The organism is Streptomyces sp. NPDC096311, from assembly GCF_044763085.1.
In the GTDB taxonomy this organism is placed as follows: Bacteria; Actinomycetota; Actinomycetes; order Streptomycetales; family Streptomycetaceae; genus Streptomyces.
The window spans coordinates 264,324-279,468 of record NZ_JBIWFN010000012.1; the positions used below are offsets into that span (position 1 = coordinate 264,324).

At 72.9% G+C, this 15,145-nt stretch carries 12 protein-coding genes and 1 tRNA gene; 4 read left to right on the top strand and 9 right to left on the bottom strand.

Features of this window, described 5'->3' with window-relative positions:
- Positions 1-8 precede the first annotated feature (8 nt).
- Positions 9-1,103 (top strand): LLM class flavin-dependent oxidoreductase, encoded by a 1,095-nt coding sequence (locus ACIRA5_RS29820; protein WP_403695623.1) that lies wholly within the window; start codon positions 9-11, stop codon positions 1,101-1,103.
- A 27-nt stretch (positions 1,104-1,130) separates the two neighbouring features.
- Here ACIRA5_RS29820 and ACIRA5_RS29825 read toward each other — a convergent pair whose 3' ends face one another.
- On the bottom strand, positions 1,131-3,200 hold the full coding sequence (locus tag ACIRA5_RS29825) for an EAL domain-containing protein (RefSeq protein WP_403695626.1): 2,070 nt from the start codon (positions 3,198-3,200) through the stop codon (positions 1,131-1,133).
- A gap of 584 nt (positions 3,201-3,784) precedes the next feature.
- Here ACIRA5_RS29825 and ACIRA5_RS29830 point away from each other — a divergent pair.
- Positions 3,785-5,254 carry a M6 family metalloprotease domain-containing protein gene (locus tag ACIRA5_RS29830; protein ID WP_403695862.1) on the top strand — a complete coding sequence of 490 codons (1,470 nt, stop codon included), beginning with the start codon at positions 3,785-3,787 and terminating at the stop codon, positions 5,252-5,254.
- Between the two features lie 69 nt (positions 5,255-5,323).
- Here ACIRA5_RS29830 and ACIRA5_RS29835 read toward each other — a convergent pair.
- The 7 genes from ACIRA5_RS29835 to ACIRA5_RS29865 form a co-directional block, all read right to left on the bottom strand.
- Positions 5,324-5,397, bottom strand: a tRNA-Lys gene (locus tag ACIRA5_RS29835).
- Positions 5,388-6,023 (bottom strand): bifunctional DNA primase/polymerase, encoded by a 636-nt coding sequence (locus ACIRA5_RS29840; protein ID WP_403695628.1) that lies wholly within the window; start codon positions 6,021-6,023, stop codon positions 5,388-5,390. Before ACIRA5_RS29840 ends, ACIRA5_RS29835 begins: the two co-directional genes overlap by 10 nt.
- A gap of 186 nt (positions 6,024-6,209) precedes the next feature.
- Positions 6,210-6,593 (bottom strand): hypothetical protein, encoded by a 384-nt coding sequence (locus tag ACIRA5_RS29845; protein WP_403695629.1) that lies wholly within the window; start codon positions 6,591-6,593, stop codon positions 6,210-6,212.
- 332 nt (positions 6,594-6,925) lie between these two features.
- Entirely contained in the window at positions 6,926-8,260 is a 1,335-nt protein-coding gene (locus tag ACIRA5_RS29850; RefSeq protein ID WP_403695632.1) for an AAA domain-containing protein, read from the bottom strand.
- On the bottom strand, positions 8,257-9,861 hold the full coding sequence (locus tag ACIRA5_RS29855) for a hypothetical protein (RefSeq protein ID WP_403695634.1): 1,605 nt from the start codon (positions 9,859-9,861) through the stop codon (positions 8,257-8,259). Before ACIRA5_RS29855 ends, ACIRA5_RS29850 begins: the two co-directional genes overlap by 4 nt.
- Positions 9,852-11,066: a hypothetical protein gene (locus tag ACIRA5_RS29860; RefSeq protein WP_403695636.1), complete on the bottom strand. Its 1,215-nt coding sequence runs from the start codon at positions 11,064-11,066 to the stop codon at positions 9,852-9,854. Before ACIRA5_RS29860 ends, ACIRA5_RS29855 begins: the two co-directional genes overlap by 10 nt.
- A complete protein-coding gene (locus tag ACIRA5_RS29865) occupies positions 11,017-12,015 on the bottom strand; it encodes a phosphatase PAP2 family protein (protein ID WP_403695639.1) in 999 nt (332 codons plus the stop codon). Before ACIRA5_RS29865 ends, ACIRA5_RS29860 begins: the two co-directional genes overlap by 50 nt.
- A 262-nt stretch (positions 12,016-12,277) precedes the next feature.
- Here ACIRA5_RS29865 and ACIRA5_RS29870 point away from each other — a divergent pair, with 262 nt between their 5' ends.
- Positions 12,278-12,874: a histidine phosphatase family protein gene (locus ACIRA5_RS29870; protein ID WP_403695641.1), complete on the top strand. Its 597-nt coding sequence runs from the start codon at positions 12,278-12,280 to the stop codon at positions 12,872-12,874.
- A gap of 20 nt (positions 12,875-12,894) precedes the next feature.
- Here the strand turns inward: ACIRA5_RS29870 and ACIRA5_RS29875 are convergent, their stop codons facing one another.
- On the bottom strand, positions 12,895-14,343 hold the full coding sequence (locus tag ACIRA5_RS29875) for a hypothetical protein (protein ID WP_403695643.1): 1,449 nt from the start codon (positions 14,341-14,343) through the stop codon (positions 12,895-12,897).
- A gap of 300 nt (positions 14,344-14,643) precedes the next feature.
- Here ACIRA5_RS29875 and ACIRA5_RS29880 point away from each other — a divergent pair, with 300 nt between their 5' ends.
- Positions 14,644-15,075 (top strand): hypothetical protein, encoded by a 432-nt coding sequence (locus ACIRA5_RS29880; RefSeq protein ID WP_352046980.1) that lies wholly within the window; start codon positions 14,644-14,646, stop codon positions 15,073-15,075.
- Positions 15,076-15,145: the final 70 nt, after the last annotated feature.

Below are 15,145 nucleotides of genomic sequence, written 5' to 3' on the forward strand. Positions count from 1 at the left end.
GCACCCCGGTGGACGACACGGACGAGATCCGAGGCACCGCGCAAGGCACCGCGCCCGTACCCCTCTCCGTACTGGACCTGGTCACCGTAGGCGCCGGCCGCACCGCGACCGACGCCCTGCGCACCAGCGTCGCCATCTCCCGCCTCGCAGAGTCCCGCGGCTTCCACCGCTACTGGGTCGCCGAACACCACTCCATGCCGGGCGTGGCCTCCTCCTCGCCCGCGGTGATCCTCGCCCACCTCGCCGCCCACACGACCCGCATCCGCCTGGGCTCGGGCGGCGTCATGCTCCCGAACCACGCCCCCCTGGTGATCGCGGAGCAGTTCGGCACGCTGGAAGCCATGGCCCCGGGCCGAGTGGACCTGGGCCTGGGCCGAGCCCCCGGCACGGACGGCGCCACCGCCGCCGCCCTCCGCCGCACCGAGCGCCTCCACGAGGGCGCCGACGACTTCCCCGAGCAGCTCGCGGAGCTGACCCGCTTCCTGGACGACGACTTCCCGGCCGGTCACCCCTACGCCCGCATCCACGCGGTCCCGGGCCCCGTCCAGTCGACCTCCCCGGGCGGCGTACAGTCCCCGCACCGCCCCCCGGTCTGGCTCCTCGGCTCCTCCGGTTTCAGCGCCCGCCTGGCCGGCGTGCTCGGCCTCCCCTTCGCCTTCGCGCACCACTTCTCGGCCCAGAACACGATCCCGGCGCTGGACCTCTACCGCGAGTCCTTCCGGCCGAGCGCCGTGCTGGACGCCCCTTACGCCCTGATCGGCGTCTCCGCCCTCGCGACGGACGACGAGAAGGAGGCCCGCCGTCAGGTCAGGGCCGCGGCCCTGAACATGGTCCGTCTGCGCACCGGCCGTCCGGGTCTCGTCCCGACCCCCGAGGAGGCGGAGGCGTACGACTTCAGCCCGATGGAACGTGAGTTCGTCGACTCCTGGAACGCCAACGTCATCCACGGCACCGCGGACGAGGTCCGCGCCGGCCTCGACGACCTCCACAAGCGCACCGGCGCCGACGAGCTGATGCTCACGGGCAACGCCCACGGCGGCGACGTACGCCTGCGCTCGTACGAACTGATCGCGGACGCGTACGGGCTGCCGCACGCGGACTAGGACCCGTTCGCCGTCAGGAACTCGCCGTCAGGAACTCGCGGTCAGGAGGGCGGAGATACGATCCGGCGCCACCGGGCGGGAGTACAGCCAGCCCTGCCCGGTGTCGCAGCCGATCCCGCGCAGCCGGGTGGCCTGGGAGGCGGTCTCCACGCACTCGGCGGTGACCGTCAGGCCGAGCCGGTGGGCGAGTTGGATGAGGGCCTCGACGATGACCTCGTCGGCGGGGTTGGGGTGGGCGCCGCCGGCACCGCCGTCGGGCCCCTCGTACTGGAAGCCGCGCACGAAGGAGCCGTCCAGCTTCAGGACGGAGACCGGCAGGCGGCTGAGGTAGGCGAGGTTGGAGTACCCGGTGCCGAAGTCGTCGATGGCGATGCGCACGCCCATGTCGCTGAGGGCCTGAAGGGCCTGGAGGGGCCGCCCGGCCGAGCCCATCACCGCCGACTCCGTCAGCTCCAACTGGAGCAGATGCGGGGCCAGACCCGTCTCCGCGAGGATCTCCGCCACGTCCGCGACCAGGTCGGAGTCCCACACCTGCCGTACGGCGACGTTGACGCTGACGAAGATCGGCACCGCGTCGGGATGGTCCAGCTGCCAACGACGGGCCTGGCGGCAGGCCGTGGCCAGTACCCAACGGCCGAGCTGCACGATCGAACCGTCTTCCTCGGCCAATCCGATGAACCGATTCGGCGTCAGCGTGCCGAACTGCGGATGGTTCCAGCGGACCAGCGCCTCGACCCCGTGCACCCCGCCGTCCTCCATGCCCACCAAGGGCTGGTACTCCAGGGCGAATTCGTTCCGGTCGATCGCCGCCCGGAGGGTGGAGGAGAGCGCCTGACGGGTCATCCGGTGGGCGTTGCGCTCCGGGTCGAACAGCGTCCAGCGGCCCTTGCCGTCCGCCTTCGCCCAGTACAGCGTGGTGTCCGCGGCCTGCATCAGATGGGTCGCGCTCGTCCCGGCGGCGCGCCGCTCGACGACCCCGATCGACGCGGAGACCGACAGCCGCTGCCCGGAGAGGTCGAAGGGCGCCTGCAGTGACTTCAGGACGGACTCGGCGAGGTCGGCCAACTGGTCCGTCCCGGTCGAGTCCTCGACCAGCAGCGCGAACTCGTCGCCGCCCAGCCGGGCGACCAGGGGAGTGGCCCCCCGGGCGTAACCCGCCTCGTCGGCACAGCGCGTCAGCCGTTCGGCGACGGCCGCGAGCAGCCGGTCGCCGACCCGGTGGCCGAGTGTGTCGTTGACCGCCTTGAACCCGTCCAGATCCAGATAGCAGAGCCCGATCCGGCCGGTGCCGCCCTCCTCGTACGCCTCCGACTCCAGGGCGGACGAGAGCCGCTCGAAGAACAGCGTGCGGTTGGGCAGCCGGGTCACCGGGTCGTGCATCTGCAAGTGCCGCAGCCGCGCCTGGAGTTCACGGCGGGCGCTGATGTCCGCGATGGACAGCAGTACCGCCTCCTCCCGCGCGGGCAGCGGAGCGACCGTCACCTGCACCCAGAGCGAGTGCCCGTCGGGGTGCTTGAGGCGGCGGGTGCAGCGCAGCCGGGCCTGCCGGCCACGCAGCACCTCGCGGTACGCGTGCCAGGTGCGGGCGTCGGAGGCCAGATCCACCAGATCGGCCGCGATCCGTCCCTCGAGCGCGCCCGATCCGGTCCCGAGCAGCGCGCCGAGCGACTCGTTGGCGGTGACGACCAGGCCCTCGCGGTCGACCACGGCCATCGGAAGGGGCGCGGCGCCGAAGGCGGCACGGAAGGCGCCGGGAGATGCCGAGGTCCCGGCGGGCGGGATGAGCGCCGCATCGGGGACGGACTCGGAAACGCCAGGCATGGACTCGGGCGGGCCGGAGATGGGCCCGGGCGTGTCGAGGGGGGACTCAGGCGTGTCGACGACGTCGAGGAGTGTTTCCGCCGGGGCGTACGTGCCGGGAGAGGCCTCGGCGCATGGGGATGCGCCGGGGGGTGAAACGGCGGAGACGGGTGCGCCGGGAGGTACCCCGGCATACGTACGAGGAGACGTACGCGGAGGTGTGTCGATGTGACGCTCTGTGACGGCCGACCGGATGAGATCTGCCGTGGGCGTCGGCCCTTCGGACGTTCCGCTCACCGCTCGCTCCCGCAGTGCACTCGTTCTTCGTATGGGTCTCTCGGGTGGTCGGCCGGTGCTGGACGGCCGAACAAGCCGTGTCCGTGCAGGAAAGTGTGCCGATCATAGAGGCTGGTTCCGGAGCCTTCCAGCCACAGTCCAGTGTCCCGGAACAACCACCGGTTCTGACAGATCGTTTCTGCCTGCATCTGGACCGGTTCCTGTGCCTGGCGATCGCATGTGACGTTCCGTGAGTGTTCGGGGTGTCGTCCGGGGTTTCGGCCACTCATGGTCCCTCACCCGTCTGGTGCAGGCAAACAGGGCAAAGTGTCACGAACTCACCCAGGCTGGGTGCGGTGTCCCGAAAACCGCATCCGGAGGTCGACGTGCCGCGTCAGCGCCCCCTGAGGGATCTCGCCCGAGAGGCCCGGCGGCGTCGAACCCGTGACGTGTCGCGGGTTCCTGACGTCCTGACGGTTCTCGGCGTGCCGCGCGTCCCCGCTCGTCCGGGCGCGCTGTGGGCCGTCGCTCGTCCGGGCGCGCTGCGGGCCTCCCTTCGGCAGGGTGCGCCGCGCTGGCGCAGCACCGCGGCCGTGTTCACCTCCATGACGGCGCTGGCGGCGACCTCCCTGATCACGGGCCCCGCACTCGCCGAACCCCTCTTCTCCCCCTGTGCCCTGAGGCGGACCGAGGCCCACCACTCGGAGGGCCTGGACACCTGGAACGCCGACTATCCGCGCCCCACCCGCTCCCTCGACGCGGTGCTCGTCTATCTGTCCTTCCCGGACTCCCGGCCCCGCACCACCCCCGCCGAACTGGCCGCCGACTACTTCCCGGCCACCAGCCAGTTCTTCGAGCGCGCCTCGTACGGCAGGTTCACGCTGCGCCCGCATCCGCAGCGTGACTGGATCCGGATGCCGCACGCCTCCACCTCGTACGCCATAAAGCGTGACTGGAACGCCGCGCGGCGCGGCGCCTATCTGCGGGACGCGGTCGCCGCGGCCGACCGGCAGGTCGACTTCTCCCGCTACGACATCGTCTATTTCGTGGCCGACCCGGACGCGCCGGGCGTCGACTCGGACGCGACGAAGGTCGTCAACCTCGACACCCCCATCGAAGCCGACGGCAAGGACATCCGCCGTGTCGTCACGGTCTTCGAGAAGCACCCGCCGGACCGCCTCGTCCTCGCCCACGAGACGGGGCACGCCTTCGACCTGCCCGACCTCTACCATCGCCCCACCGACGGCAAGGGCGACTGGGACACCTACGTCGGCGACTGGGACCTCATGGGCAGCCAGTTCGGCCTTGCCCCCGACCTGTTCGGCTGGCACAAGTGGAAACTGGGCTGGCTGGAAACTCGCCAGGTGGCCTGTCTGCGGGAGCACGGGACCACGAGGCTGACGTTGGAGCCGCTGGGGTCGGGTCCGGTGACGGGCGGGGCGGGGACGGCGGCATCGGGAGCGCCGGTCTCCGTCGCGAGCGCCGCTGCCCAGGCCGGTCCGGCACCGGCTCTGGGTTCCGCGGGGTCGACCTCGGACTCGGAGGGCTCCGCCTCGGGGTCCGGGGGGTCGATTCCCGGTCCCGGGATGCCCCGCTCAGGCTCCGTCTCCGGGGGAGCCGCCTCGGGCTCCGGGGCGCGGACCTCGGCCCTGTCAGCCCCGGCTCTGTCTGCCTCGGCCCTGCCGGCCTCGGGGGCGGTTCTGCCCACCTCGGCCCCAGGGGCGCGCATCTTCGGTTCCGGTCGCGGTACGAAGTTGGCGGTGGTCCGTACGGGGCCCGACAGTGCGCTGGCCTTCGAGGCGCGCACCTCGACGGGCAACGACGGCGCCACCTGCACCCAGGGCGTCCTGATCTACCGCATCCGCAGCGAGGCCGACTCCGGCGGCGGCCCGGTCGAGGTCATCGACGCCCACCCGCACTCCGAGTCCTGCTGGGGCGAATCGGTCTACCCGCCCCTGGCGGACGCGCCGGTCGGACTCGGGGAGAGTTTCACGGTCCCCGGCGAGAAGGTGCGTGTCGAGGTCGAGGGCCGGACGGCGTCCGGGGCGTGGACAGTGAAGATCACGACAGGCTGAGCCCCTCGCCCGCGCTGAGCCGGACACGCAGGAAGCCCCTCGCTTTCGCGAGGGGCTTCCTACCGTCTGTGCGCCGCCAGGGACTCGAACCCCGGACCCGCTGATTAAGAGTCAGCTGCTCTAACCAACTGAGCTAGCGGCGCCTGCTGACGTCGTAGACCTTAGCATCCTGATCGGCGGGAGGAAAAATCGATATCCGCACCGCGGCGGAGGCGGCCGTGCGGGCCGCCCGGACGGCCGCCCACACCAGGATCTCGGGCCCCGGAAGCCACGGATGCCGGGTGTCGGGGGCCACCAGCCAGCGGGATGTGAGGTGGGCGACGGGGCTCAGGGCGGGCACGGTCACGGCGTCGCCGACCCCATGGCAGAGCAACGGAGGAATGGCGTCGACGCGCCCGGATCCTGCCGACTCGCCCGCCCCCCACTCCTCCCACTCCAGGAGCGACGGCAGGCGCTGTGCGGTGCCCGGCGCGCTGAACAGCAGCGTCCGCCCGCGGTGCACGGCCACAGGGCCCGAGCCCGGCCCCTCGTCCCACAGCTGGTCGAGCATCCGCCGGCCGAAGATCGCGGGCACGTTGACGATGTCGAAGGCGGTGCCGCAGGGCAGGACGACCGGGGAGGTCGGGCGTTCCTCCCAGAGGGTGAGGGTGCTGCGCGGATACGTTCCTGCCGAGGCGAGCCAGGCGGCTCCGTCCGGGGTGACGCCACAGACGTCGAACCGGTCGGGCAACGGGGCGGCGGAGCTTGCCGGATTCCGTGTGCTGCTCATGGCTATGAGATCTACCGTCGGTAAGCACCCGCCCCCCGAGAGTTGCGAAAACCCGGGACAGGACGCAGGGGGAGGAGTACCTTGCCCCGCGGCATATGCCAGACCTTTGAGGCCTTCAGGGGTGCGGGGAACTGCGCGACCAGCCCAGGCTGCGGGAGACCCCCCGACTACACCGAAACGACCGGCTCACGCATGGTCGCCCACCCCATGCCCGAGCCCCCGCCCATCACCCTCGGCTCCCCGCAGCAGATCCCGCCCGAACTCGATCATCTTCTTCGCATAGTCCTCGGTCCACTCGGCCCGCTCGGCGATCGAAGCCGGCGTAAGCCGGTCGAACCGCCGGGGATCGGCCAGCTGCGCGGCGGCGAGCGCCTGGAACTCGAGCGCCCGATCGGCTGCGGCGCGAAACGCGAGCGTCAGCTCCGTGGCCCGTGCCAGCAGCGCCCGAGGATCGTCGATCGACTCGAGATCGAAGAAGTGCTCCGGATCACCGGCCGCCTCCGCGGGCTCGAAGAGCAGGGGCGCGGGGCGTAGCCGCGGTTCGTTCCGACGCGGCGTGGGCTCCGCCATGTCTTCTCCTCCTCGTACGGTTCAGGGGCCCGCTTCGTGGGTGGGCCACCGTCCATTCTCCCCCGTCCGCGCAAGTAGGCCCGCGTGGGCGGACCCGTACAACCGTGCCATCCGGACCCCCGGCCGCCCCCTGTGGATCCGCTGTGGATCCATGGGTGGATCTACGGTCGCCACAGCCCCCGATGCTCCGCCACATGCGACAGCACCGCGTGATGGGCCTCCCAGCCGTCGGGGCTGTTTCCCATGGCCGCCTCCGGCGGCGTGCCGGACTCCGTCCGGCGGACTGGGCGGCGCCGCGCTGATCGCCTGCCGGGCAGGTGCCGGGGTGCTGGTCAGGGACGCCAGACCACCCGGTGTTCAGACCAGTGATCCCATGTGGACATCATTGCCTCCCAGCCGTCCGGAAACTTCACCGTGACCCCCAGCTGCACCGGCTCCGTCGACGGATGGTCGTCCAGCAGTTCCGTCACCCCCGCCCGGCACACCACGATGCACGCGTGCCGATGCCGCGAGGCGAGGACGCACAGCCGCCCCGTCTCCAGGTGGAACGCGGTCGCGTCGGGCCGCCCGGACAGCGGATGCAGCACCACGGTGACGTCGAACTCCCGCCCCTGAAGCCGGTTCGCCGTGTCGACGGTGACGTCCGCGACCCCGAGGTCGGCGAGCGCCGCCCGTACGGCCGCCGCCTGGTCCCGGTGCGCCGTGCCGACGGCGATCCGGTCGGCGGTCAGCGGCACCGGCTCGTCCGCCCGCTCCGAGGTGGCCGCACCGCCCCGGTCCAGCAGCCGTCGTACGACCTGGGCCACGGCCCGCACCGCCTCCGGGTCCGTACGCGGCGTGTGCCGGGCGGGCAGCTCCAGCAGCCCCCAACCCGCCTCCGCCGATTCGTCGATGACCCGGTCGGGACCCGAACCGTCCGACGCCACGGCGAACTTCAGCCGCCGGTCACCATGTCCGGTGCCGCTGCGGAACGGCGTGTACGGGTAGAACGCGTCCGAGACGAGCGGCGCCGCGGAGGCCGGCAGCCGCCAGGACACCGGGAGGCGGTGCTGCGGCAGTTCGGGGTTGTGGGCCAGCAGTGTCGTCACCGCGGACGCCGACGGGTCGTACGACAGCCCCGCCCACTGCTCCGAGCCGACGATCGCGAACGGGTCCAACTGCCCGGGGTCGCCCACGAACAGCGCCCGCTCGAAGAGCCCCGCCACGGCCAGCAGCGCGTCCGACCGCATCTGGTAGGCCTCGTCGACGATCGCGTGCCGCCACGGCTCGACCCCCTTGACGTGGGCCCACTTGGCGGCGGTCGAGATGACCACGTCCAGGCCGGCCAGATCGCCGGCCTTGGTGGACTTGCGTACGTTCGGCAGGTCGTCCAGCGCCTTGTCGTAGGGGTCGGGATCGCTGCTGTGCAAGCGCCCCACCGGCAGCTCCCCGTTCTTCTCGGCGAGCCGCAGCACCAGGTCGTCGACCTGGGCGTTGGTCTGCGCGATGACCATCAACGGGCGCCCCGCGGAGGCGAGTTCGAGCGCCGCGCGGACGACGAGGGTGGATTTCCCGGCACCCGGGGGCGAGTCGACCACGACGCCGCGGTGCGTGCCGTGCAGGGTGTCGTCCAGGATCGCGTCGGTGGCGCGGCCGGCCGCGGCCGCGGGATCGAAGACCGTCGTCACAGGATGTCCTCCTCCGTCACCGGGTCCGGCCGCGATACCGCGTCGGGCTCGCCCGGCGGTCCGCCGTGCGTCCACGGGGTCTCCTCCGGGTCGGGCAGCTTCGCGCCGCCCCGCTGCTCGTGCTCGAAGAGCGTGAAGCAGAGGAGGTCCCCCTTCTCCGGCACGGACCCGGTCTCGGGTTCCTTGCCGCGCCCCATCTTGTCGACGATCCGCAGGACCAACAGCCCGTCGCCCTCCGACGACTCCTCGTACCCGACGAACTCGGCCGCCTGCGGCTTCCCGCCCAGCGACCGGTACACCTTCGTCCGCTCCCCGAGGTGCGGCCGGTCGTCCGTGCGCACGGTCACCAGGGGGCGGGGGCTCGGCCGCTTGCTCTCGCTGTACGCCATGACGACGTCCGTGACCTCACCCGCGAAGGCCTCCCCGACCAGCCGCCGCCCGGCCATGACCAGCGGATCGTCGAGGGCTTCCTGCGCGTCCAGGCGGGCCTGTTCGCGCTCGCGCGTGGCCAGCTTGTTCGCCGCGGTGACCGCGTCGTCACGGCGTGGCTGCGGGGGCTCGCCCGCGGTGATCCGGTCGCGGTGGCCGGTGAACGACCAGCGGTCACGGGTCCACCGGTCGGCCGCGTGGGTGCCCTCGGGGAGCGTCCGCAGCAGGTCGAGGCCGCGCCACACCGCGTCCCAGGTGGGCCGGGTGACCTGCTCGACGAGAGCGCGGATCTCCCGCTCGGCGGCGGTGAGTTCACCGAGCCGGTCGTCCGCCTCCAAGCCGTCCTCGGCGGCGGCCAGAGCGGTCCGCGCGCGGTCGTAGCGCTCGATGGCGGGAGCGAGCAGTTCGTTGTCGAAGGCGGGATCGGTGGCCGGGCCCGCGGGCGGGCACACGAGCTGTCCCCGGGCATCCCGCCGCAACTCGGCCCGCAGCGCGTCCGCCGCGCCCGACGCACCCTCCGGGGGGTCGATCCAGGCGAGCAGCGCCCCCAGGTGCTGGTCCTCCAGGCTGCTCTGGCCGGTCGCCCAGTGCCGGGACAGTACGTCGGTGAGGGCGAGCAGCAGGGCGGAGCCGGGCACCCGGGCCCGCTCCCCGAAGTGCGTCAGCCACCGCCCGAGCAACGGCACCCGGGGCGGCGCCGGATGGGGTGCCTCCGGCTCCTGCTCCGCGGTGCGCCGAAACCGCGTGGAGCGGCCGAGGAGCCGTACGAACTCCACGCCCGCGCGGCTCGGGACGATCAGCTGCGGGGCGTCCGCGCACAGTTCGACCTCGACCTTGACGCGCTTGCCGGTCTCGGGATCGGTCTCGCTGCGCTCGGCCGCCTCCACGACGTCCGCGTACGTGTCCACGTACGGCAGTACGACATCGGCCAGCTCCGCGAGGAACGCGAACCGCAGGTCGCGGTCCCGGGGCTGCGGCACGACCAGCAGGCGGGGCGCGTCCCGGGCCGTGCCCACCAGCGCCCCGAGCGGGGCCCCGGCCTCACCCGCGGTGGTCAGCGGTACGAACACCAGGGGCCGCTCGGTGAGATGCCGGTGCCGCACGGTGGCGAGGGGCTGGGCCCGCCCGCTCTCGACGGCCTCCAGCCGGGCGAGGGTGGCGATCAGCGACAAGGGGCCACCTCCGGCAGGACTTCGCCGGCCGGCTCCGGCCGGCCGGTGGGAGGCGTCGCGCGCTCCCGCAGGGCCTCCGCCCGCAGCGTCGCGGCCCTGCGCAAGGCCACGACCGCCGGGTCGTCGGGGTCCCCGGCCGCGCCGTGGGCCGCCGCCAGGACCTCACCGATCGTCGTCAGCCCGCCCAGTTCGGAGCGGAGTGACCGCCCCAGGGCCGTCACCACGCCTTCGGCGCGGGAGCGGTCGCGGCAGTGGAAGGCGAGCTCGCAGGCGGCCAGGCACTCGGGGGCGTAGGGCGCGGGGACGGACTCGACGGCGCTCGTCAGGTCGGCGGCCGGGAGGCCGGGGGCGAAGCAGGTGCCCTCGGGGAGGGTGTCCGCGATGTCCTCGACGCGAGTGAGGCGGTCCAGCTGGCGGCGGGTGACCGCGCGCTGCTTGCGGATGTCGACGGCCGACGCGGTGGGCAGGTTGGAGAAGTCCTTGGGGCAGACCAGCAGGACCCGGTGGCGAACGTCGGGGACGGCGCCGCCGTCCCGGGCGCCACGCCCCTGTGGCCCCGCACCGAGGCGCGCGGCCACCTCCTCCAGGGCGAGCACGTAGACCGCGGACTGGCGGGCGGCGGCGCCCACCTTCGCCGGGTCCGCGGAGCCGTCCAGCATCGGGAAGGACTTGATCTCGACGACCGTCCAGCTTCCGTCGGGATGCACGACGACGGCGTCCGGCTCCAGGAAGGCGGGGGAGCCCGCGACGTCGAGGGCGAGCATGGGGTGGTCGAGCAGGGTCCAGGCGGCGGCCGTGGTGGCCTCGCGCAGGGCGAGCGCCGTACGCGCCGCGCGCCCCTCGGGGCCGACCGCGCTCAGGTCGGGGACGACACCGGCCGCGGGCGGCTCGGCGCCCGGGTCAAGCTTCTCGTGCACCAGCCGCAGCAGCTCCGCGCCGCCGTCGGCCTTGACCCGCGCCTCGAACGCGTTCCCCCGCATGAAGGCGAACTGGGACTGGCCGAAGGCGGACGGCGAGCCCAGCGCGTCCGCCAGCTTCGCCTTGTCGACGCCCGCGCCGTCCAGCAAAGCGCGCCGATCGCACCCTGGGTTCGCGGCGAGCGCCGCGAGGGCCCGCGCGTCCAGCGCCTTGGGCGGTACGGCGGAACCGCGCAGCTCAGCGAGCCGCTGCCGCAGCACCTTCCCCGGCATCCTTGGGGGAGGCACCCGGCTCGGCTTCGGGCCCGGTTCGGGACTCGCGCTGTCGGGGAATTCGCTCACCCGCGGAAGTCTGGCATCCGCCACTGACAATTGAGGAACGTGCGCCGCGCGAGGCGCCCGCGACCCACGGGATGCGGGCACTGAGCAGCCCCCGCACGCGGTCCGCGAGCCGCAGCACGTACGGGGTCAGCAGCAGCCCGATCCCCATCACCGTGGCGCCCGCCGCCGCGTCGAGGAAGTAGTGGTTGGCGGTGCCCATCACGACGATCGTGGTCAGCAGCGGGTAGGCGATGCCCGCGAGCCGGACGACGGGTGTGCGGCCGTAGCGCCACAGCATCACTCCGCACCACAGCGACCAGCCCACGTGCAGGCTGGGCATCGCCGCGTACTGGTTGGTCATGCCGCCGAGGCCGCGCGGCGCGCTCGCCTCGCCGCCCCACCAGCCGTACGAGCTGTACTGGGCCATCGTGTCGACGAAGCCGTGGCCCGCGGAGAGCAGCCGGGGCGGGCAGGTCGGCATCAGCGTGAAGCCGATCAGCCCGATCAGCGTGGATGTCATCAGCCAGGTGCGGGCGGCGCGGTAGCGCACGGCCCGGGAGCGGAAGAGCCAGATCAGGATCGCGGGCGTCACCAGGTAGTGCAGCGACGCGTACCAGAAGTCGGCGGGGACGCCGAGCCAGGCCTCGCGGGTGAACAGCCGGTTCAGCGGGTGCTCGGCGTTGAGGTGGAGGGCCTTCTCGATGCGCAGGATCTCCAGGCCGTGACCGACGGCGTCGTCGGTGCCGCCCCGGGCGAGCAGCCGGCCCGCCGAGTACGACGCGTACACCATCACGAGCAGCGGCAGCTCGGTCCACCAGCGCAGCCGGGTGTGCGATGCGGCGGTGCGCAGTTCGGTCCACCGGCGGAGCCGGGCGCGCGGTGCCGCCTCGGTTCGCCGTGCATCGGTCTGCGGCATCCGATCGCCCTCCCCCATCTGCTTGCGTGACCTGTGGTTGTTGCCTACGTGACCAGCCGATTGCGCTCCGATGACGCGGCCATCCGATTTTACGGTGTATGTGAACGGCTTAAGGAGGCGCCCCCTGGTCGTCAAAGACGCAGAGATCGCCCGCCGGGTTGCCCGAGGCGGGGGTGGGACATGATGGGATGACCCATCTCCCAGGTCCGCGTCTCCTCCTCGTCCCGCACGTCCTGCACGCGCACCGGAAAGGCTTCTCTTCATGGCACCGCGCATCCTGCTGGCCCGGCACGGCCAGACGGAGTGGTCACTGTCCGGCAAGCACACCGGCAGGACCGACATCCCGCTCCTGGAAGAGGGCCGACGCGGCGCCAAGGTGCTGGGGGAGCGGCTGCACCGGGCGCCCTTCGACGAGCTCTCGGGGGTCGAGGTGCGCACCAGTCCGCTGGCACGCGCGCGTGAGACGTGCGAACTGGCCGGCTTCGGCGAGCGTGCCACCACCTGGGACACGCTCATGGAGTGGGACTACGGCGCGTACGAGGGCATGACCCCGGCCGAGATCCAGGCGGTGCGCCCGGGCTGGTTCATCTGGCGCGACGGTGTTCCCGAGGGGGAGAGCCTGGAGCAGGTCACCGCGCGCGCGGACGAGGTCGTCGCCTGGGCCCGTGCGGAGGACCGGGATGTGCTGGTCTTCGCGCACGGGCACATCCTGCGCTCGATCGGCGCCCGCTGGCTCGGCCTCCCGCTCGACTTCGCGGCCCGTATCCGCCTCAACCCGACCTCGCTGTCGGTGCTCGGCTGGGCCTACGCAGAGCCCGCGATCGAGGCGTGGAACGACTGCGGGCACCTGACCGCGTAAGCACCGGCCGGCGGCCGGGATCACGCGATGCGCGGCAGACTCGCGTGGCGCTCGAGGAACGCCGACACACCCGACGCCCGGCGGTGCGGCAGCAGTACGCGCGCGGTGCCCGCCAACATGGTCTGGATGCGCGACGACTGGACCTCGCCCAGCAGGTCGATGACGCGCAGACCCGCGAGGGCGGCCTCGTCGGGGCGGCCGCCGCGCGCGAGGTCGTCGGCGAGCTCGGCCGTGTAGAGGGCGATGTTGCGGGTGAAGTGCGGGTCCTGGAGGTGCGCGGCGCGCCGGGCGTGGCGGGCCGCGCGGGTCCAGTCGCCCAGCGTCGACCAGCACTGCGCCTCCAGACCCTCCAGTTCGGCCTCTCCGTAGAAGGTCATCCACTCGGGATCGGTCTCCGAGGGGCCGCGTTCGAAGAGCGTCTGCGCGCGGACGAGCGCCTGCTCGCACCCCGGGCGGTCGGCGAGTCCGGCCCAGCCGCCCGCCTCGCGCAGCGCGAGCAGCGAGAGCAGCCGCGGGGAGCCGAGCGGGCGTGCCGCGCGCTGCGCCGCCTGCGCCGCGCGCACCGCCTCGCGCGGGCGCCCCGCGTCGCGTGCAAGGAACGCCGTGTTGCAGAAGGCGTGCGCCTCGAGGGCCGCGTCGCCGGACATCCTGGCGGTCGCCAGCGCCTCGGCGTAGTGCGAGCGCGCGTCCTCGAAGCGCCCGGAGTCGTGTGCCAACCAGCCCACCGAGATCGCCAGTTCGCCCGCCCCCGCGTACAGCCGGTCGGCGGTGGTCTGCCGGGTGGTGCCCGCGTCGAGCAGCTCGTAGGCCGTGCGCAGCGGCGCCGCGGCCCGCCGGTAGAGGCCGTCGGCCCCGTGCCGGTCGTCGAGCAGCCGGATCCGGCGGACGGCCTCTTCGAGGGCGCCCGCCTCGGACGTCCCCACCCGGTGAACCCGACGGTCCGCGGCCGCGGCCGGAGCGCCGAAGGCGACCCCGAAGGGGCCCAGTGAGGCCGCCGCCACGGTGGCGGTGCCTCCAGTCATGAATGCGCGACGTTGCACGTCGCTCTCCTCGTGGTTCTCGTGCGTGTCATACGGGTCCTGCGTGTCATACGTCTCGTGCGTCTCCTCCGTCTCACCGGTGGCGTACGTCGGGCTCGTGGTGTGGGGAGGGGGCGCCTCGTCCGTGTCGCGCGCCCCTCGGCCGCGTACGGACGAGCGGGGCGAGAAGCCCAGGTCGGTCAGCGTGCGGCCGGGGAACATGTGCAGGAACACCCGTTCGTACGCGTAGTTGGGGCAGCGGATCTCGCCTGCCTCGACCCGCCCGATGTAGCGCGCGTCACAGCTGACCCGCTCCCCGATCTCGCGCGCGGCCCTCCGTACCGCCGCGGCGAACTCGCCCGGCGAGCGCTGTCCGCGCAGCCGCCGGAAGGCGAGATTCGGCCGTGGTGGCCGGGGGGACTGGGACGAGGTCACCGCTGACGACGCCATGGCCGGGCCCTCTCTTGCGAACCGTCGAACCATGCCGGACTCAAGGCGAGTTGTCCGTGTTGCGGCGTGTGTCGCCTTGTCCCGGCGGAGCAAGAACGTACCTGCTGTGACGGCGTCGCCACGCTGGGTTTGGCTACAAAACGGATATCTCATCCACGATCTGCCATGAACTGCCATCCTTTGCGGCTGTGTTGTGCCGTAGCCGTTGACGTTCTGACGCGTTGAACCCGGTGGACCGGGAGCGCACCCGAACTCCCGACCCACTCGTGCAGGAGGAGGGGTTCCGTGTTGGAGGCCGGGATGGAGAGCACCGAGTTTCGTACGCCGCTGCCGACCGACGGGCACCGGCCGTCCCCCGAGTGCGACGCCCCACCGGAGCCGGTCGCCGACTGCGACCTCGTGACCGTTCCGGCGCGCCAGGGGCTGGAGGCGGTCGACATCCTGCGCCGCGGCTCCTGCGCCTTGGTCGGGCCCGTCCTGCTCGACGACGGCTGCGACACCCTCGGCTTCCTGGTGCCGCCCGGCACCGCGGACGCCTGGGACATGCCGGGCAGCACCTGCACCCAGACCAACGGTCGCGGTCTCAGCCTGGTGGCACCCGAGCCCCCCGTCGAGGGCTCGGACTGGCTGCTGCCGCCCGGCGACGCGGACCTCGCGACCGACCCGGCCGTGCTGCGGGCGGCGCTGGGCGAGGCGGCCCGGCTGATCGAGGCCGCGGACAACTGCCGCTGACACCGGAGACACCGGGCGGCGCCCCCACGGGTTGCCGCTGCGCCGACCTCCCTGTACGCCCTGATAATGG

What these genes read in the sequence shown, in the direction of transcription:
- ACIRA5_RS29875 (WP_403695643.1), bottom strand. Translation starts at nt 14,343, where the DNA reads ATGGCGTCGTCAGCGGTGACCTCGTCCCAGTCCCCCCGGCCACCACGG.
- ACIRA5_RS29865 (WP_403695639.1), bottom strand. Translation starts at nt 12,015, where the DNA reads ATGCCGCAGACCGATGCACGGCGAACCGAGGCGGCACCGCGCGCCCGG.
- ACIRA5_RS29840 (WP_403695628.1), bottom strand. Translation starts at nt 6,023, where the DNA reads ATGAGCAGCACACGGAATCCGGCAAGCTCCGCCGCCCCGTTGCCCGAC.
- ACIRA5_RS29880 (WP_352046980.1), top strand. Translation starts at nt 14,644, where the DNA reads ATGGAGAGCACCGAGTTTCGTACGCCGCTGCCGACCGACGGGCACCGG.
- ACIRA5_RS29845 (WP_403695629.1), bottom strand. Translation starts at nt 6,593, where the DNA reads ATGGCGGAGCCCACGCCGCGTCGGAACGAACCGCGGCTACGCCCCGCG.
- ACIRA5_RS29870 (WP_403695641.1), top strand. Translation starts at nt 12,278, where the DNA reads ATGGCACCGCGCATCCTGCTGGCCCGGCACGGCCAGACGGAGTGGTCA.
- ACIRA5_RS29830 (WP_403695862.1), top strand. Translation starts at nt 3,785, where the DNA reads ATGACGGCGCTGGCGGCGACCTCCCTGATCACGGGCCCCGCACTCGCC.